General features: G+C 64.0%; 14 protein-coding genes. 3 read left to right on the top strand and 11 right to left on the bottom strand.

What is annotated here, in order from left to right:
- Positions 1 to 140: 140 nt before the first annotated feature.
- Together rpsU and AC0L2J_RS26115 are read left to right on the top strand one after the other, a co-directional pair.
- Positions 141 to 461: a 30S ribosomal protein S21 gene (gene rpsU, locus AC0L2J_RS26110; protein WP_473394962.1), complete on the top strand. Its 321-nt coding sequence runs from the start codon at positions 141 to 143 to the stop codon at positions 459 to 461.
- Positions 462 to 586: 125 nt separating this feature from the next.
- Positions 587 to 1,237: a tetratricopeptide repeat protein gene (locus tag AC0L2J_RS26115; protein WP_063994791.1), complete on the top strand. Its 651-nt coding sequence runs from the start codon at positions 587 to 589 to the stop codon at positions 1,235 to 1,237.
- Positions 1,238 to 1,264: 27 nt separating this feature from the next.
- On the opposite strand, the gene AC0L2J_RS26120 is transcribed toward AC0L2J_RS26115, so the two are convergent.
- The 11 genes from AC0L2J_RS26120 to AC0L2J_RS26170 all read right to left on the bottom strand — a co-directional run bounded on the left by AC0L2J_RS26120 (position 1,265) and on the right by AC0L2J_RS26170 (position 14,547).
- A complete protein-coding gene (locus AC0L2J_RS26120) occupies positions 1,265 to 2,200 on the bottom strand; it encodes a hypothetical protein (RefSeq protein WP_473394963.1) in 936 nt (311 codons plus the stop codon).
- Between the two features lie 92 nt (positions 2,201 to 2,292).
- Entirely contained in the window at positions 2,293 to 2,577 is a 285-nt protein-coding gene (locus AC0L2J_RS26125) for a cupin domain-containing protein (RefSeq protein ID WP_063994789.1), read from the bottom strand.
- Positions 2,578 to 2,610: 33 nt separating this feature from the next.
- Entirely contained in the window at positions 2,611 to 3,708 is a 1,098-nt protein-coding gene (locus AC0L2J_RS26130; RefSeq protein WP_473394964.1) for a calcium:cation antiporter, read from the bottom strand.
- Between the two features lie 70 nt (positions 3,709 to 3,778).
- Positions 3,779 to 5,260 (bottom strand): sodium:proton antiporter, encoded by a 1,482-nt coding sequence (locus tag AC0L2J_RS26135; protein ID WP_473394965.1) that lies wholly within the window; start codon positions 5,258 to 5,260, stop codon positions 3,779 to 3,781.
- Positions 5,214 to 6,011, bottom strand: coding sequence for an alpha/beta hydrolase (locus AC0L2J_RS26140; RefSeq protein WP_473394966.1), 798 nt, complete (start codon positions 6,009 to 6,011; stop codon positions 5,214 to 5,216). The genes AC0L2J_RS26135 and AC0L2J_RS26140 overlap by 47 nt, the downstream gene beginning before the upstream one ends.
- Positions 6,012 to 6,165: 154 nt before the next feature.
- On the bottom strand, positions 6,166 to 7,563 hold the full coding sequence (locus AC0L2J_RS26145; protein ID WP_007614228.1) for an NAD(P)(+) transhydrogenase (Re/Si-specific) subunit beta: 1,398 nt from the start codon (positions 7,561 to 7,563) through the stop codon (positions 6,166 to 6,168).
- A gap of 39 nt (positions 7,564 to 7,602) precedes the next feature.
- On the bottom strand, positions 7,603 to 7,920 hold the full coding sequence (locus AC0L2J_RS26150; RefSeq protein WP_007614230.1) for a proton-translocating transhydrogenase family protein: 318 nt from the start codon (positions 7,918 to 7,920) through the stop codon (positions 7,603 to 7,605).
- 11 nt (positions 7,921 to 7,931) lie between these two features.
- The gene (locus AC0L2J_RS26155) at positions 7,932 to 9,059 is read right to left on the bottom strand and encodes a Re/Si-specific NAD(P)(+) transhydrogenase subunit alpha (protein WP_473249765.1); all 1,128 of its coding nucleotides are present in this window, start codon (positions 9,057 to 9,059) and stop codon (positions 7,932 to 7,934) included.
- Positions 9,060 to 9,196: 137 nt separating this feature from the next.
- Positions 9,197 to 9,349, bottom strand: a complete 153-nt coding sequence (locus AC0L2J_RS26160) for an aa3-type cytochrome c oxidase subunit IV (RefSeq protein WP_007596280.1) — start codon at positions 9,347 to 9,349, stop codon at positions 9,197 to 9,199.
- 186 nt (positions 9,350 to 9,535) lie between these two features.
- Positions 9,536 to 12,427: a cell division protein gene (locus AC0L2J_RS26165; protein WP_473394967.1), complete on the bottom strand. Its 2,892-nt coding sequence runs from the start codon at positions 12,425 to 12,427 to the stop codon at positions 9,536 to 9,538.
- A 212-nt stretch (positions 12,428 to 12,639) separates the two neighbouring features.
- Entirely contained in the window at positions 12,640 to 14,547 is a 1,908-nt protein-coding gene (locus tag AC0L2J_RS26170; protein ID WP_007614235.1) for a M3 family oligoendopeptidase, read from the bottom strand.
- 127 nt (positions 14,548 to 14,674) lie between these two features.
- Here AC0L2J_RS26170 and AC0L2J_RS26175 point away from each other — a divergent pair, with 127 nt between their 5' ends.
- Positions 14,675 to 16,168, top strand: coding sequence for a sigma-54-dependent transcriptional regulator (locus tag AC0L2J_RS26175; protein ID WP_473394968.1), 1,494 nt, complete (start codon positions 14,675 to 14,677; stop codon positions 16,166 to 16,168).
- Positions 16,169 to 16,234: the final 66 nt, after the last annotated feature.

Genomic DNA, 16,234 nt, shown 5'->3' on the forward strand with positions numbered 1-16,234 from the left:
TGGCCCGAAAACCCGCTTGGCCGGTGGACATCCCAGGTTTTGTCTGATACATCCGCGCCCTCAAGGTTAAGGGCTTGTGCGTTTCGCCATCCCCTTTGACTTACCAGAATTCAAATCCGATCCACTGAAGAGGATGCCGCGTGCAGGTTCTCGTTCGCGATAACAATGTCGACCAAGCCCTCAAGGCGCTGAAGAAAAAGATGCAGCGCGAGGGTATTTTCCGCGAGATGAAGCTCCGCGGTCACTACGAAAAGCCCTCCGAGAAGAAGGCCCGTGAAAAGGCCGAAGCCGTGCGTCGCGCACGCAAGCTGGCCCGCAAGAAGCTGCAGCGCGAAGGCCTGCTGCCGATGAAGCCGAAGCCGGTGTTCGGCGCCGGCCCCGGCGGCGATCGTGGCGGTCGCGGCGGCCCGGGCGCTGGTGCAGGTGCAGGTGCAAGTGCTGGTCCGCGCGGACCGCGCTGATTTTCCGGACTTGAGAGACTTCAGTTTTCGATGACGCGGGCCCCTGGCCCGCGTTATTGTTTTGTGAGCGGTGCCTTGCTGGGATGGGGCACTACCGATGCGGCACTGGCGCGAGCGAACCGTAGATGGCCTCCCCTTTCCCCAAGCGCGGCTTGGCGCGGCTACGCCAGATCTTGCAGCAGCAGTTTGCGCTTGCGGTTGTGGGGATTTCGCTGTGCGGCTGCTCCTTCGACCTGGGATCGCTGACGCCGGAGAAGGAGAAGCCGCAGGAGGCACCCAAGGCAGCTGCGACCGCCGAGAACGTGGTCAGCGCAGTCAACGTCAGCGAAGCCCAGGCTCATACGGCCAAGGCCCAGGCGCTGGCAAAGTCCGGCGAGACGGCGGCCGCGCTCGATGAATTCAATCACGCGGTCGAACTCGATCCCTATAATGCGCAGGCACTCTATGGCCGCGCCCTGATCTACCAGGGCAGGAACCAGCACGATTTCGCGATCGCCGATTTCAGCGCGGCGAGCGGCCTTAACCCGCAGAAGGTCGAGCCGCTGCTCGGCCGCGCCACCAGTTATCTCGCCCTCGGCAAGGCCAAGGAGGCCGCGGCCGATCTGGATGAGGCTTCTGAGGCCGATCCCCACAATGCCCAGGTCTGGACCATCCGCGGGCAAGCCTATGAACGGCTGGGCGACAGGACCAAGGCGGCGGCGTCCTACACCAAGGCGGTCTCGCTTCGTCCGCGCGACGACGCCGCCCGCAGCGGCCTCGCCCGCGTCGGCGGCTGACGATTCTGGCGCCGCGCAGGCGCCGTCTTAATCCGGGGTGACGCCCTTCGGCAGAACGGAGTGGAACATGGACTTGACGCCCGACAGCATGTCGTCGGCGACATTGGTCTTCGGCCGCGGCATGGACGCGCCGGCATCGGCGCGCAGATCGAGCGGGGGCGCAATCATCGGGACCGGAATATCAGCCGGCGGTGTCAGCCGATTCGGGTTCTCGTTGCCGACCGAAGCGGTATAGGGCGGGCTCGGCTGCGACGAGCCGCCATTGCCATAGGCCTCCGCTGCGGGTGTCGAGACCGTGATCGGCGGCGGCAACGGACGAACCGATGACGTATCCACGGGAATGATACGCGGGGCCTCCGGGGTGCGGGCGGCTTCACGCACCGCAGGCTCCTGAGTCTTCTCGGGCGACTTGGTCTCCGAAGACCTGTTGTCGGAAGACTTGGTGTCGGAAGATTTGGCCTCAGCCGCTTTGCTCTCAGGCGACTTGCGCAGGCGCTCGATCGCGGCGCGCACGAGATCGTTGGCGTCGGGGGTTGCGGCCGGCGCGGCAGCAGCCGGCGCCGAATTGGCCTCCACCACCGGGGTGGCGGGGGCACTGACGGCCGGGGTGGACTTGCCGACCGCCTTCTCACGCGCGGACGGCTTGCCGCGCGGCGAGGCCTCGGCCGGTGCCACGTCCGCGGTCTTGGCCTCCGCGGCGGGCTGATCCGCAGCCTTCTCGGCCGCCGGCTTGTCCGTCACCTTCTTCTCGGAAATGCCCTTGGCCTTGACGCCGGGCGCGGGGAGGTTGGCCACATCCGCGGGCTTGCCGTTCTTGCCCGCCTCGGCGGGCGCCATCACGGCCGCGGGTGCATCCGCCGCCGGCTTGGCGTTGATGTAATGATTAACGATGTACGCCCCGATGATCGTTGCGAGCACCGAGGGGAAGATGTCCATCGAGATTTTAGCGACGTATTTCAGCATTCCGGCCACTCCCCGCGCGATCTGATGCGGGAACTTTGAGGCATAGTGAGGGATCAACTGCGACAGATCAATGGCAAAGGGGTACGCCGGACTTACGACTTCAGCTCAACCTCAAGGAACACGATCTCGGTTGCGGTTTCGTTAAGCACGTCGTGCTGGACGCCGGCCTTGCGAAAATAGGATTTCCCGGCCGCAAGCTGTGCTTTGGACCGCTCGCCATCGGGTGCCACGATGGTCATTTCCCCTGCGACCACGGGAACAATGACGTAGTCCATGCCGTGGGTGTGATGCCCGGTGGCGCTGTTTGGCGCGAGCCGCCACTCGGTCACCCGAACCTGCTCATTGTCGACCTGAACCTCGGACTTGGCGGCAAGCATCGGAACTCTCCTGGGGCATATCCGGAAATCGGTTCAGGGCACGAAAACCATGAACACGTAGACGGCAAATACCACCATATGGACCAGCCCGAACAGGACATTGGTCCTGCCCGTACCGAAGGTCAGCATGCTCAAAAAGAAGGTCAGGAGCAAAAGCACGCTGCCCTGGTCGCTGAGGCCGAGCGTGAGCTCCTTGTCGAGTGCATAGGTGGCGACACCGACGGCCGGGATGGTCAGCCCGATGGTGGCGAGCGACGAGCCGAGCGCGAGATTGATGCTCTTCTGGAGGTCGTTCTTGCGGGCGGCCGACACGGCCGCGACGCCTTCCGGCAGCAGGATCAGGAGCGCGACCAGAAGTCCGGCAAAGGCAGGCGGCGCACCAATTTTGGCCCCGACGGCGTCGACGACCAGCGAGAATTTCTTGGACAGCAGCACGACCGCCAGCAACGCGATCAGCAGCAGCACGACGCTGAGCACCATGGTCCGGCCCGCCAGATGCGCCTCGCCGCTCCCGCTGTCCGTCCGGTCGTGAACGAAGTAATCCTTGTGCAGCACGGTCTGGGTGTAGAGAAACACCCCGTACAGCGCGAGCGTGACCACGTCGACGAAGCCGAGTTGAACCGCCGAATAAACCGGGCCCGGCGTGGTCGTGGTGTAGTTCGGCATGATCAGGGTGATGGTCGCGAGCGCGAACAGCACGCTGAGGTAAACGTTGGCGCCGGAGAGCTGAAAACCCTGCTCGCGATAGCGCAGGCCGCCGATGAAGATGCAGAGCCCGACGAGGCCATTGCAGACGATCATGACCACGGCGAACACGGTGTCGCGCGCCAGTTCCGGAGCCGGCTTGTCGCCCAACATGATCGTGGTGATCAGCGCCACCTCGATGATGGTCACCGCGAGCGTCAGCACCAGCGTGCCGTAGGGTTCGCCGACCCGCTCGGCGATCATCTCGGCATGATGGACCGCGGCAAACACCGTGCCGAACAGGATGACGAGGAGCACGAGGGCGAAGACGAGCCCGCCGAACGACAGCGTAAACACGTAGCCCGTCGCGCTGACGGCCGCGAACAGCAGCACGGCCAGCGCCGGAAAGATCCAGGCCGACCGAGGCATCGGATTGTGCGCGCTCATCCATCGGCTCCAATTGCTTCGCGCAAATTCATCGCATCTTGGGCGAGCAGTAGCAAATCGGCCGGCAGATTCAATGCAGGTGCAGGATCGGCGCGAACGGCAGCAGCGTCAGCAGCACGAACAGCGGAATGAGCACCGCGCCGGCGCGCACGAAATAACCGAAGAAGCTCGGCATCTCGATGCCGTTCTCGCTGGCGATGCTGCTCACCATGAAGTTCGGCGCATTGCCGATATAGGTGAGCGCGCCCATGTAGACTGCGCCCATGGAGATGGAGGCGAGCGTGCCCGAGAGCTCGTGCATCAGCACCTGCGGGTCGCCGCCGGCGAGCTCGAAGAACAACAGATAGGTCGGCGCATTGTCGAGGAACGCCGACATCAGACCGGTGAACCAGAAATAGGCAACCTCGCGCGGCGTGCCGTCCGGTGAGGTCACGGCCGACAACAGCCAGGCGAACGCGCCGTGATGGCCGGCATCGAGCATGGCGATGACCGGAATGATCGCGATAAAAATGCCGGCGAACAGCTTTGCGACTTCGCGGATCGGCTCCCAGGTGAAGCCGTTGGCCTGCCTGTGCTCGTCCGGCGTCAACCACACCGACAGGCCCGCTATGGCCAAAAGGGCCGCGTTGCGGGCGATGTCTTCCAGCTCCAGCCTGGTTCCGAGAATGTCGAAGGCGATGCCGGGCTTCCACATTGCCGAGGCCAGCAGGCTCCCGACGATGGCTGCGATCAGCACCAGGTTGACGAGACCGCGGATGCGGACGGGCTTCGCGGCGCCGGCGGCGCCTGGCAAGGGTTCGCTACGGAAGCGCCAGACGTCGATGACGACGAAAATCGCGAGCAGCAGTCCGGCAACGATCGCCGTCTGCAGCCAGATGGTCCGCGTGGTCCAGAAGAAGTCGACGCCATGCAGGAAGCCGACGAACAGCGGGGGATCGCCGAGCGGGCTCAGCGCGCCGCCGACATTGGCGACCAGGATGATGAAGAAGATGACGACATGGGCGTTGTAGCGCCGCGGCCGGTTGGCGCGGATCAGAGGGCGGATCAGGATCATGGCCGCCCCCGTGGTGCCGACGACGCTCGCCATCGCCGTACCGAGCGCGAGGATGCCGGCGTTGGCCGCCGGTGTCGCTTTGATGTCGCCCGTCACGAGAATGCCCCCCGCCACGACATAGAGCGAGAACAGCAGCACGATGAAGCCGAGATATTCGGCGAGCATGGCGTGAACGAGCGCGGCCAACGTCGCCATGCTCCCGGCAAGGACGACCAGCGAGGCGAGTGCCAGCAGCGACCAGGCCGCGGCGATCTTGCCGTAATGATGGTGCCAGACTTTTGCAAAGAGCAGCGGGCCGAGCGCGATCGACAGCAGGAGGCCGGCAAAGGGCAGCGCATAGGGCCAGCGCATCGCCGCGCCGTCGAGCCCTGCCGCCGCCCATGCGTGCTGTGGCAACAACACGACGAGGAGTGCGGCGATGAACCCGCTCGCGCGCCGAACGACAAGCCATCTAGGAAGCAATGAAGCGCCTCGCCGTTTCAATCGCACCGAACGCATCGAGATTGTCGTGTCCACCGCCTGCAAAGGGAACGAACTGCTTCGGTTCGTGCGCAAGCGCGAACAGACGCTCTCCGAACACGATCGAAATGGCAAGGTCATTGGTGCCATGCATCACCAATAGCGGCACAGTGACGCGCGGGATACGCTCGTCGGAATGAAATGGATCGCGCATCAGCAGACGCACCGGAACGAACCAGAACGATGAAGCTGCAATATCGGCCGTCGATGTATAGGGAGCTTCCAGGACGAGTTTTCCAACACGATGCTCCGAGGCGACCTCGACCGCCACGCCGGTCCCGAGCGAAAAGCCCCAGGCGACGATTCGTTCCGCCGCGTAGCGCGCGGTGGTGAAGGCGTAGGCGGCCGCGGCATCGCGCAGCAGGCCGGCCTCGCTCGGCGCCCCGCTCGAGCCGGCATAGCCGCGATAGGACAGCGCGACGAGGCCGGTGCCGTCCGCCGTCATGGCCTTGAAACGGCTGATGCGACCGGCGAGATAATCGCCATTGCCCGGAAAATACAGGATCACGGGACGGCCGGGCTTCGCCGGCACGTGCCAGACGATGACCTTCTCGCCATCGGAGGTGGTCAGGACGTGCTCTTCGGCCTCAGGGAGGCCTGCGGCGTCCGGCGTGGTGCGACCGACGGGCGGGATCGGAAACAGCATCTCGCGCTGCCTGACATACAGCACGAGGAGACCGGCGCAATAGACGGTCACGAGCAGGATGGCGATCCACTTGACGATGATCATGGTGACGCGGCTTGGCCCCGTTGAGGGCTTGCACCGGCTCCGCAGCAATTTCATGACACCGCCCAAGGCGCGCCGACCGCACGCCGCCTGGTGAGCGGTGTGCCATGCGACGCGCTGCTCGCGCGTCGCTTTGGCAATGGCCCCCTTGCCCGCGCTACATCGCCTTGACGATGTTCTCGGTGACCTTCTTGGCGTCGCCGAGCAGCATCATGGTGTTGTCGCGATAGAACAGCGGATTGTCGATGCCGGCATAGCCCGAAGCGAGCGAGCGCTTGATGAACATCACGGTGCCGGCCTTCCAGACCTGGAGCACGGGCATGCCGTAGATCGGCGAGGTCTTGTCCTCTTCCGCCGCCGGATTGGTGACGTCGTTGGCGCCGATCACGAAAGCGATGTCGGCCTGCGCGAATTCGGAGTTGATGTCCTCGAGCTCGAACACCTCGTCATAGGGCACGTTGGCTTCAGCCAGCAGTACGTTCATGTGGCCGGGCATGCGGCCGGCGACCGGGTGAATGGCGTATTTCACCTCGACGCCTTCCTTCTTCAGGATGTCGCCCATTTCGCGCAGCGCATGCTGAGCCTGTGCCACCGCCATGCCGTAGCCGGGCACGATGATGACCTTCTGCGCGTTCTTCATGATGAAGGCGGCATCGTCGGCCGAGCCGAGCTTGGCCGGCTTCTGCTCGCCGCCGCCACCGCCGGCCGCCGCGGTCTCGCCGCCGAAGCCGCCGAGGATGACCGAGATGAAGGAGCGGTTCATCGCGTGGCACATGATGTAGGACAGGATCGCGCCGCTTGATCCCACCAGCGCGCCGGTGATGATCAGCGCGGAATTGCCGAGGGTGAAGCCGATACCGGCCGCGGCCCAGCCCGAGTACGAGTTCAGCATCGAAATCACGACCGGCATGTCGGCGCCGCCGATCGGGATGATCATGAGGACACCGAGCGCCAGCGCGATGATGACGATCAGCCAGAAGTCGAGCGCGCTGCCCGTCATTACCAGCCCGACGATGAAGACGACGAGCGCGATCGCGAGCGCGATGTTGATGATGTGACGGAACGGCAGGATGATCGGCGAACCGCTCATCCGCGCGGACAATTTCAGGAACGCGATCACCGAGCCGGTGAAGGTCAGCGCGCCGATGGCGACGCCAAGCGACATCTCGACCAGGCTCTGCGCATGGATGTTGCCGGGCGTACCGATGTCGAACGCCTCGGGCGCGTAGAACGCGCCGGCGGCGACCAGCACCGCGGCCATGCCGACCAGCGAGTGGAAGGCGGCGACCAGCTCCGGCATCGAGGTCATCGGCACGCGGCGCGCGATCACCGCGCCGATCGAACCGCCGATGGCGATACCGAGGATCACCAGCACCCAGGCGAGACCGTCTGCGGGCGGATGGTTGGCCAGCGTGGTGGCGACCGCGATCGCCATGCCGATCATGCCGAACAGATTGCCCTGCCGCGACGAAGCCGGGCTTGAAAGCCCGCGCAGCGACAGGATGAACAGCACTCCTGCCACGAGATACAAAAATGCAGAGAGGTTGGCGCTCATCTCAGGTCCCCATTGATCCCATCAGCCCGAGGTGGCCGCTCACTTCGGCTTCTTCTTGTACATCCCCAGCATGCGCTGGGTGACAAGGAAGCCGCCGAAGATATTGATGCAGGCAAAAATCAAAGCAACGAAGCCGAAGGCGCGCGCCCAGCCCGAGCCGCTCGAAACATTCGCAACCCCGCCGGCGAGCAGCGCGCCGACCACGATCACCGAGGAGATCGCGTTGGTCACGCTCATCAGCGGCGTATGCAGCGCCGGGGTCACCGACCACACCACGAAATAGCCGACGAAGACGGCGAGAACGAAGATCGACAGCCGGAAGACGAAGGGGTCGACGACCTGTGCAACATGCTCCATGACGGCTCTCCTTACGCTTTCGGCTGGAAATTCGGATGGATGACGGCGCCGTCCCTGGTCAGCGCGGTCGCCTTGACGAGTTCGTCGTCCCAGTTCACGGCCAGCGCCTTGCTGGTCTTGTCGACCATCGTTTCGATGAAGTTGAACAAATTGCGCGCGTAGAGGCTGGAGGCCGACGCCGCGACGCGGCCGGCGACGTTGGTGTAGCCGACGATCTTGATGCCATCGACATCGGCGACCTCGCCCGCCTTGACGCCTTCGACATTGCCGCCGCGCTCGACGGCGAGATCGACCAGCACCGACCCCGGCTTCATCGACCTGACCATGTCGGCCGTGACGAGCTTCGGCGCCGGCCGGCCCGGAATGAGCGCGGTGGTGATGACGATGTCCTGCTTCTTGATGTGCTCGGCGGTGAGCGCGGCCTGCTTGGCCTGGTACTCCTTGGACATTTCCTTGGCGTAGCCGCCGGCGGTCTGCGCGTTCTTGAATTCCTCGTCCTCGACGGCGAGGAATTTCGCACCGAGCGATTCGACCTGCTCCTTGGTGGCGGGCCGGACGTCGGTCGCAGTGACGACGGCGCCGAGACGGCGCGCGGTCGCGATCGCCTGGAGGCCGGCGACGCCGACGCCCATCACGAACACTTTGGCGGCGGGCACCGTGCCGGCTGCGGTCATCATCATCGGGAAGGCGCGTCCGAAGGCCTCGGCGCCCTCGATCACGGCGCGGTAGCCGGCAAGGTTGGCCTGCGAGGACAGCACGTCCATCACCTGCGCGCGCGTGATGCGCGGCATCAATTCCATCGCGAAGGCGGAGACGCCGGCATCGGCGATCGTCTTCAGCGCGGCCTCGTTGCCGTAGGGGTCCATGATGGCGATGACGAGCGCGCCGCGCTTGTACTGTGCCAACTCGGAGGCTTCAGGGCGCCTCACCTTGATGATGATGTCGGCATCCTTCAGCGCGTCGGCGCTGACGGTGGCGCCCACGGCAGTGAATTCGGAGTCCGGCAGGCCCGACTTGAGGCCGGCGCCCGGCTCGACCGCGATCTCGGCGCCCAACGCCTTGAACTTCTTCACCGTATCCGGCGAAGCGGCAACCCGCGGCTCCGACGGATCGATTTCCTTGGCAACGGCGATCTTCATAGGCCCTCCGGCGACGCGGGAAAGAGCGCGCACGCGAACTTAGCGTTACTCCCGCAACGTTGGATACCGGTTTTCAATCCGGCTTGATTGCAAATTTTATGGGCACCGACGACGCTGGCGGTGCTGCAAGCGATGGATCAGGTCAGGAAGATCGCCATCAGGATCACGATAAGCGCGACCGAGACCGTGCCGTACTTCACCAGCTTGATGAAGCCCTCGTAGGTCTGCTCGTGGGCAACGTAGTCGTTGCCGTCGGCGGTGCTGTACGCCACTTCGCTATGGTCAGCCATGAATTGTCCCCAGTCGAAAGTCGAATTTCATGGCTGGGATACCGCAAACTTCCGGGCAGGGCAACGGCACGGAGGCGCGGTTTCCCGGCAAATCAGGTCATTTGGAATTCCAATTGGCGGAATCCCGCTCAGACCGGTGGTCCGCGCGTTGGAGGCGCTCTCCGGTGCCGCGATCCCCAAGGCCTCTCAGCGCAGGCCGAGCGCACGGCGGACTGCGCCGATCGGCTCCACCTTGCTGTCGCAGAAGTTTCGCTTTGCGCAGCGTTCTCCCGGAACGTTGACGACGATCGCATCCGCGCCGGCGTCCTCAGTGAGGAAACCGTGCGTCATGTGGAAACCCAGCGCGCGGTAGACCTCGAACTGCTCCTCCGAGAAGAACTGGTCACCGGTGGTTTCGTGCGGGAAGGTGTCGTTGCGGCGTGCATAGTCGCGGATGTAGTCGTTCTCGTCTCCGGTCAGGGACGATTTGATGTACACGAGGTACCCCTTTTCCCCCGAGCCGTAGTCGATGGTGCCGACCGCCATGTGCGGTCCGCCCGCCGCGCGCCGGGCCGCCGGCGGGGATTTGGTTGCGTTGCACTTCATCCACTCCAGCGTCGTGTTGCGGATCGGCGTCCACGGCAGGTCGATGATGATCCCGAGATCAATGCGCGCATAACGCTGCAGCGTCACCAGGGACGAGAAATTCATCGGCGCATCGGCTTCGGCGTCAACCGCGATGATCACCTTGCAGCGTCGTCGCAACAACTCGTAGACGCCGAGATTCTCGATGTGTCCGCCGTCCGTCAGGTAGACCGCATCGGCATTCTCGTAAAGCCGGCCCGAGATCTCAGACCATAGAAACAAAGGGGTCGAGTGGTGCTGCGGCTTGTCCTTTGTCGAGACCCAGCGCGGGTTCTTCAACCAGTACCCCAGGCGTACGTTGAGGAGCGCCAGGGTCGGGGTCAGGGAGCGGATCGACCCCGAGCCCATGTTCGACGAAGCGGCGGCCCCGGAGATCGCCATCGCGGTCGCAAGATCGAGGCCCGGCGCGACCTTCTCGAATGCCGGTGTATTCGCATAACCCGTGGCCTCGCTGCCGACGTGCAGCGGCGAGAATATGAAGAAATCAGCGTTCCGTCCCCGCCGATTGGCGAAGTCGGATCCTTGGATGTTCAGGGCGGTGTTGATGATGGGATATGGCGAGGCCAGGCTGCCTTTTTTCGATGTCGTGACCGTCATTGCTCCCGCTGGATCTACGCCGTAGTCCAACTGATGTAACAGACCGCTCAGCTTCTCCTCGTCGAGCGGAAGGAAATCCCTCCCCTGGTCCAGGCTCGGCATGTTCCGCGACGGCTCCCCGTCAGCGTAGTAGAGCGGATTGAACAAGAAGGCCTTGCTGAGGCGATCACGATAGAGCCGGTGCAACGAATTGGCATTCGGCCCGAGGACCCACGACAGGCCGAACAGGGCCGAGCCCGACAAGAAGTAGAGCAGCACCATCCGCCAGCTGACACTGTTGCCGAACTGGTACTTCGACCAAGTGAATGTGCCCGGGGACTGCAATGACGCAACGGAAAACAGCCATGCGGGGATGTGCGAGATCGGTCCCACCGGCTTGGAGACGACGACCTTCGCTTCGGCATTGGTGATCTCGGCCGAGAGCTTGCGCGTCGCCGAGTCAAACCGGACATTTCCCTTGACGTCGACACCGGCCGCGGGCGGCACAGGTTGCACGCCAGCCGCTCCCCACTCCTCGATCATGGGGTATTGGCGGTAGGCGGCGTCGAGCGTCTTGTCGTTCGCGATGCCCCAATAGCAAAGATAGAGATATCCGACCCAGATCAGTAAGGGCAGCGCCAGTCCCGCGACAAGCACGGCTGCTTTCGCCGCATGGGCGAGCAGGCGTGAGCCCAGGTCGGAGGCGCCGGCGCCCTTCAGCAGGTCGGCGAATTGCTGCCGGAACAGCGTCACGGCCGCCGCAACCGGCGCGGTGATGGCCGCAAGCGATTGGACCCACTTGATTGCAACGCCCCCAACGATGCCGCCGGACTGAGCCGTGTTGGCGTCGGCGACATCGAACATCTGGGCGATCATGAAGGGCTGGAATTCGAAGAAGCAGATGGCGGCAAGCAGAACGAGATAGGTCGCGCCGACAGTCGACGGATAGCCGCGGAATTCACCTCCCTTGGTCGACGAAATCGATCGCAGCACCGCCCAGCCGAAGAAAAGCACGAGGCCGAGCAGGAGCGCTGCAAGCGAAAGGCCAAAGTGATCGACGTTCAGGCAGCTGGCGATCGCGCAGATGAGTCCCATCGCAAACGCAAGACCCGCCAGGTAGCGAAACAACTCGCGCCGCCCGACTTTGAAAAGGCGCCCGACCAACAAAAGCAGCAAGGCGGCAACAAGGCCGACAAGAAAGTAGGCAGGCATTAATCCCAGGCTGGAGAGGGGACCAAGATTGTGGGTGTCGTCGACGCTCAGCCCGAAGAAATTGGTCGTATAGAGCGACGAGCGTGCGGCGTTGGACAGGATCGTGATCACGGCGACGAGCAGTACGACCGGCAGCGTCAGGCTCAGATTGGCAACGAGTCCACGCACGACGATTGCGACGCCGGTGATCAGGTCGCGCGCGCCGGCCGGAACGAGGTAGTTCGAGTAGTTTCGGATATGGCCCACCGCAGGCGTGTCACTGATCTCATTGGCGCTCCCGGCTCCGGGTGTCGACGTGCTTCCGAAGACGAAATTCTGCGCCCGCGTCATGGTCGCCGTGAACGAACAGCCGGTGTAACCGCCACCCGAAACGGTCGACAGATAATCGATGTGCTTGATCAGCCCGTGGTGATTGAAAGCCTGCAAGACGCCGAGGCAGATTGCGGAGGATCGGATCCCGCCGCCCGACAGCGCAAGACCGACCGTATCGATCGCCTTTTCGTCGCCAGGGTATGCGACGGGATCCATGCCCTGGGCGCGGCGGCGGTTATTGATGGCTGCGAGCTCGCGCTTGACGATCTTCCGGTGCTGCGCCCCCCACAGCTGCTGTTCCTCGACAGCCCGTGGCGGCTCCACCTTGGTGTCTGGGGCACTGATCCTGGCCATGTTCGCCTCCCTGGCCGAGCATACCACGACGATCAACAATCATAGATTGCATTGCAGATCGAACCCGTCTGCAAGAATTAGTCTTGCCCCAGGCACAAACGTTCAATGTGCAGGGCGGGATCTATGCAACCCGCTTCGCCCGTCGTCGGAACAACGGGACGCTCGGACGGCCGACCTGACCTGCTCGCTGCAGCGCCGAAGACGGTTCGGGCTCAGCCCATCGCTTCCAGTTCGTCGATCATGCCGGCGATGACGCTCAGGCCGCCGTCCCAGAACTTCGGATCCTTGGCATCGAGCCCGAACGGCCGCAGCAGTTCCGAATAATGCTTGGTGCCGCCGGCGGCGAGCATGTCGAGATAACGCTCGGCAAAGCCTTCGGCCGCGTTCTCGTAGACGGCGTAGAGCGAGTTCACGAGACAATCGCCGAACGCATAGGCGTAGACGTAGAACGGCGAATGGATGAAGTGCGGGATGTACATCCAGTAATTCTCGTAGCCCGCTTTGATCTCGATTGCCGGCCCCAGGCTCTCGCCCTGCACCGAGAGCCAGATCTCGCCGAGCCGCGTCGCGGTGAGCTCGCCATTCTTGCGTTCGGTGTGGACCGCGCGCTCGAAGGAATAGAACGCGATCTGCCGCACCACGGTGTTGATCATGTCCTCGACCTTGCCGGCGAGCAGCGCCTGGCGCTGCTTTGCGCTCCTGGTCTGCGCCAGCAGCCGCCGGAAGGTCAGCATCTCGCCGAACACGCTCGCGGTCTCCGCCAGCGTCAGCGGCGTCGGCGCCATCAACGCACCGTTCCTGGCCGCCAGCACCTGGTGAACGCCGTGACCGAGCTCATGGGCGAGCGTCATCACGTCGCGCGGCTTGCCCTGGTAGTTCATCAGCACGTAGGGGTGCGCGGACGGCGTGGTCGGATGCGAGAAGGCACCCGGCGCCTTGCCCGGGCGCACCGGCGCATCGATCCAGCGGTCGGTAAAGAAGCGCTCGGCGATGTCAGCCATCTTTGGCGAGAAGCCGCGATAGGCGGAGAGCACCATGCTTCGCGCGTCGCCCCAGCCGATCACGTCGGTCGCCGCAAAAGGCAGCGGCGCGTTGCGGTCCCAATAGGCCAGGCGCTTCCTGCCAAACCAGCGTGCCTTCAGCGCGTAGTAGCGATGCGACAATTTTGGATAGGCCGCGCGCACCGAGGCGACCAGCGCATCCACCACCTCGCGCTCGACGCGGTTGTTCAGATGCCGGGAATCCGCGACGTCCTTGAAGCCGCGCCAGCTGTCGGAGATGTCCTTGTCCTTGGCCAGCGTGTTGGTGATCAGCGCAAAGGTGCGCTCATTGGCCTTGAAGGTCTTTGCGAGCGCCTCTGCCGCGGCCTTGCGCTTGGCGCCGTCGCGGTCCTGCAACAGATTGAGCGTCGGCTCGATCGCGAGCTCCTTGGGCCCGACCTTGAAACGCAGGCTCGAGATGGTCTGGTCGAACAGCCGGTTGAAGGCGGAATAGCCGGTCTGCGCCTTCTCCAGGAACAGCTGCTCGAGCTTGTCGTCGAGCTGGTACGGCTTCTCCTTGCGCAAATCCTCGATCCAGGGACGGTAGTGCGCGAGCTCGGTGGCCTGCATCGCGCGGTTCAAAATATCGTCATCGACACGATTGAGCTCGAGCGCGAAGAACAGCAGATGCGTCGATGCCGCCGTCAGGCGCTCGGAAACGTCGCCGTAAAACTTTGAAATCTTGGGGTCCACGCTGTCGCCGGCATGAACGAGGCCGGCGTACGAGCCGAGCCGGCCGGCGAGGTCGTCGATCGCCTCATAGCGTCGCACGGCTTCAGCGAGCCATTTTCCGCCATCTTCCTTTGCTGTTCCTGTTGCGAGCTTGCCTTTGTAATCCGTCTCGAACGCGACGCAATCGGCATCCATCCTTTCGAGATCGCGCGCCACTTCCGGCGCATCGATCCCGGAATAGAGGTCGGCGAGGTTCCACTCCGGAAGCTTGCCGGTCTTGCTCGCAGGCTTTGCGGGTGAAGGTTTGGAGGACTTTGCCTTGACGACGGATTTCTTGGTGGCTGGCTTGCGGAGAGCAGACTTTTTCAGAGCAGACTTTTTAAGAGCAGGCTTGGAGCGCGAATTCATTGTGTGGGAAACCTGTGTTCAACAAGCGCGACGGCGGGCGGGGGCATCAGGATTTAACAGTGCGTTAATCGGCTTCGGCCAGAGTGCCCCGATTCGAGACAGATAGTAGTAGCGTGCGGGGAACACCATGGCTGCCAGTATTTTGATCGCCGACGACGACGCTGTAGCCCGCCGGCTGGTCGAAAACATGGTGCAGAAATGCGGCTATGAGACGATCGTGGTGGATTCCGGCGACGCGGCGATCGCCGCCCTCACCGCCCCTGACGCGGCCATCGACGGCGTCATCCTCGATCTTGTGATGCCCGGCCTCGACGGCATGGGCGTGCTGGCGAAAATCCGCGAAGCGGGTCTTAGCATCCCCGTCATCGTGCAGACCGCCCATGGCGGCATCGACAATGTGATCTCGGCGATGCGCGCGGGCGCGGCCGATTTCGTGGTCAAGCCGGTCGGCCTGGAGCGGCTCCAGGTCTCTCTTCGCAACGCGCTCAATTCGTCCGCGCTCAAGGGCGAATTGCAGCGCATCCGTCACAGCCGCGAGGGCCGGCTGACCTTCTCCGACATCATCACCCGCGCCGAGGCGATGGCGGGCGTGATGCGCGCGGCGCAGAAAGCAACAAACTCATCGATCCCGGTGCTGATCGAGGGCGAGTCCGGCGTCGGCAAGGAGATGTTCGCGCGTGCCATTCATGGCAGCGGCGAGCGCAAGGCAAAGCCGTTCGTCGCGGTCAATTGCGGCGCGATCCCCGACAACCTCGTCGAATCCATCCTGTTCGGTCACGAGAAGGGTGCCTTCACCGGCGCCACCGAACGCCACACCGGCAAGTTCGTCGAAGCCCATGGCGGCACGCTGTTCCTGGACGAGGTCAGCGAGCTGCCGTTGAGCGCGCAGGTCAAGCTGCTTCGCGCACTCCAGGAAGGCGCGGTCGAGGCGGTCGGCGGCCGCAAACCCGTGAAGGTCGACGTCCGCATCATCTCGGCGACCAATCGCAGGCTGCTTGAACGGGTCAAGCAGGGCCACTTCCGGGAAGACTTGTTCTATCGCCTGCACGTGCTACCGCTGACGATCCCATCGCTGCGCGCCCGGCGCGAGGACATTCCGCATCTGCTCAGGCATTTCCTGGCGCGCTTTGCCGCCGAGGAGAACCGCCCCATCACCGGCATCAGCGGCGAGGCCGTTGCGCACCTTGCCCAGCTCGATTGGCCCGGCAACATCCGCCAGCTCGAAAACGCGGTCTATCGCGCCGTGGTGATGAGCGACGGCGACCAGCTTGGCCTCGACGACTTCCCTCTGATCCCCTCGCAGCCGCATCCGGGAACAGACATTCCGACCGTGCCGCTGATGCTGGAGCCGATCGCGGCCCCCTCCGTCGTGTCGGGTAGTGAAATACCGATCGCGCCGCTGCCGCAAGCTGGTGCTCTCTCCATGCTGACCGCGACCGGCGACGTCCGGCCGCTGGAGGACATCGAGAACGAGATCATCCGTTTCGCGATCTCGCATTACCGCGGGCAGATGTCGGAGGTCGCCCGCCGCCTCAAAATCGGCCGGTCCACCCTCTACCGCAAACTCGATGAAGCCGGAGTTCCCGGCCATGGCGGCAAAAGCGGTGAGGAGACGCACTGAGCCTGATGCGAACGGAGGTTCGTGCAGGCGGTGCGAGACGACCGTAAGCCGTTCGCATGACGACGG

Source organism: Bradyrhizobium sp. MV1.5, from assembly GCF_055807615.1.